We start from the raw sequence: 2,681 nt of genomic DNA, 5'->3' as shown, positions 1-2,681 counted from the left end.
TCCGCGCCCAGAGCATTCAATACATCGCGGTTAACGAGGCCGCGGGTTTCGGCACCTCCGTTGGTACAGACCACCAGAAAATCACTCGCCCCGGCCAGCGATAGCAATGTTGCATGGAAGGTGTAATCCGTGTCGGCAAGTGCAGCGCGATCCGTATAGGCGATCGACATATTAAATGCCGCAGCGCGTTTGGCGATAGCACGCCCAATACGCCCCATGCCAATAATGCCTAACCGCGCCCCTGAGACTTTACGGGTCCAGGGATAACCGCCCTTCTGCCATGCTCCCTGTTCGATAAAGCGTTGTGCTGCGGGGATCTGGCGTGACGTTGCCAGTATCAACCCCATGGCCAGGTCGGCGACGTCATCCGTCAATACGCCGGGGGTATGGGTCACAGCGATCTCACGTTCTCTTGCTGCGGCAACATCAATACCGTCATAGCCAACACCAAAGTCGCTGATGAGTTCAAGGTTAGGTAGCCGTCCCATAAATTCGCGACTGACCACGGCTTCGCCGTTAGTGAGTACTACACGAAACTCGGCGGCTAACCGGTCAAACTCCCCGGCGGCCATGTCGTTGTATTCATACACATCGTATAGCGCGTTCAGTTGTGCATTCAACTGATCTGGCAGCGATGCCTGTTTTAATACTTTCTGTTTAACCGCGATATTCTTCATAACAAGACCTTAGTGTTGCGATAATGATGAGGCTGACGATTTTGTCGCTATTACTTTAGCCGGACGGCCGACATAGATACCGACGATGCCGCCGATAACCAGTGCCGTAGCAATGATCAATAAGCCATAATGGAAACTGCCGGTGACATCCTTTATTTTCCCCAGCAATGGCGGCAATCCCAGACCGGCAAAGTTGGCAATGGCATTAATGAAAGCAATAGAAGCCGCCGCAGCAACACCCGCTAATTTTTCGGTCGTTACCGCCCAGAATATCGGGGTCAGCGCGAAGTTAAAGCCGACGGTCAATACCAGCATAATATAGGCAATAAAGAGGTTACTGGTATATATCGAGGCAGCCAGCAGTAAGCCGGAAATAATTAACGGCACCCCCAGATGCAGCGAACGCTCTTTGGTGAGATCCGAATGGCGTCCATTCACGTACATAAATATCGCGGCAAAGGCAAAAGGAATGGCCGACAAAACGCTAATAACGAAATTACTCTGTTCTGTAGCCACACTTTTAATAATGAGCGGCAGGAAGAGTGTAATACCAATTGAGCAAAATGCTTGCAGGAACCACACCAGACTCAACATCAATACCACTTTATTCCTGAGCGCACTGGCCCATGAATGATGTTTCCCTACTTCTACGTCACCATTCTCTTGTTGTAACCGGGTGTTCAGCCATTTTTTCTCGTCCGCACTCAACCAGGTGGCATGATTTGGCGTATCCGGCAAACGTAACAGTACCAGACAGCCGAGAATGATGGCCGGGATGCCTTCCATCGCAAACAGCCAGCGCCAGCCCGCGATATCGGCAATGCCGTGCATATTGAGAATACTGCCGGAAATCGGTAATCCAATCACTGACGCCAGCACCGATCCCATATAGAAGAACGACATGGCACGGGCGCGGTTGCTCTTGGGAAACCAGCAGGAGATATAGTAGATAATCCCCGGTGTAAAACCGGCTTCTGCCATACCCAGCAAAAAGCGCATCACKTACAGTTGTGTCGGCGTATGGACCAGTGACATCCCGGCGCTGACAACCCCCCAGGTAATCATGATGCGCGCAATCCAGATGCGTGCACCAACCCGCGTCATAATGACGTTACTGGGTATTTCAAAAATGATGTAGGAGATATAGAACATACCGACACCCAGGCCATACATACTGGCAGACAGGCCTAAATCGGCATTCATTTGCAGTGCCGCAACGGATATATTGGTTTTATCCAGATTGGCAACAAAGTAGCAAATAATAATAAAAGGTATTATTTTTGCGTTTAATTTTTTTAGTGTTGTAGAGCACAGATCGATGTTCATTATTATCACCTTAATGAGTCTGTCCCTGGTGTCAGGGCATAAGATGGCCATTCCACGTAATGTGGATTAAAAAACAAATACGGATATATCGATATTATTATTAATTGCTTTATTGATATAGTTTTACCTGATAGCTCTGTTACTTAAAATATATAGAACAGGTTACCATTCGGCGACAGCACCATCTTCATAACGCCAAATTGGGTTGCGCCAGTCAGGGGCATTCTTACTGCGCTCAATCACCAACTCCTCATTAATTTCAACGCCCAGTCCGGGTTTATTCAGCGGATAGAAATAACCATCCGTCATGGTAAAGTCTTCTTTATTAATGACATAATCCAATAATTCGGCTCCCTTATTATAATGGATACCCATACTCTGCTCCTGGAATACCGCATTACGCGCCACAAAATCCAGATGCAGGCAAGAAGCCAGTGCGATCGGCCCCAACGGACAATGCGGTGCCAGCGAAATATCGTAAGACTCTGCCATCGCCGCAATTTTGAAGCATTCYGTGATCCCACCTGCGTGCGACAAATCCGGCTGGATAATGGCTAAACCACCGTCGGCCAATACACGTTTGAACTCAAAGCGCGAGAACATGCGTTCACCGGCTGCAATGGGAATATGTGTCTGAGCAGCCAGACGAGGATAGTATTCTGCCTGTTCGGCCAGTAC

3 protein-coding genes are annotated in these 2,681 nt (G+C 48.9%); all 3 read right to left on the bottom strand.

From position 1 onward, the window contains the following. Positions 1-677: NAD(P)-dependent oxidoreductase (locus tag AC1DUO_RS24085; protein ID WP_477989107.1), on the bottom strand; the 677-nt coding region annotated here is incomplete at its 3' end. 9 nt (positions 678-686) lie between these two features. After that, the gene (locus AC1DUO_RS24080; RefSeq protein ID WP_477989105.1) at positions 687-2,003 is read right to left on the bottom strand and encodes an MFS transporter; all 1,317 of its coding nucleotides are present in this window, start codon (positions 2,001-2,003) and stop codon (positions 687-689) included. 162 nt (positions 2,004-2,165) lie between these two features. Further along, on the bottom strand, positions 2,166-2,681 hold a 516-nt coding region (locus AC1DUO_RS24075; protein WP_477989103.1), incomplete at its 5' end, for an enolase C-terminal domain-like protein.

The organism is Rahnella sp. P4_A8 (assembly GCF_056402435.1).
This window is presented reverse-complemented; position numbering and strand designations above follow the sequence as displayed.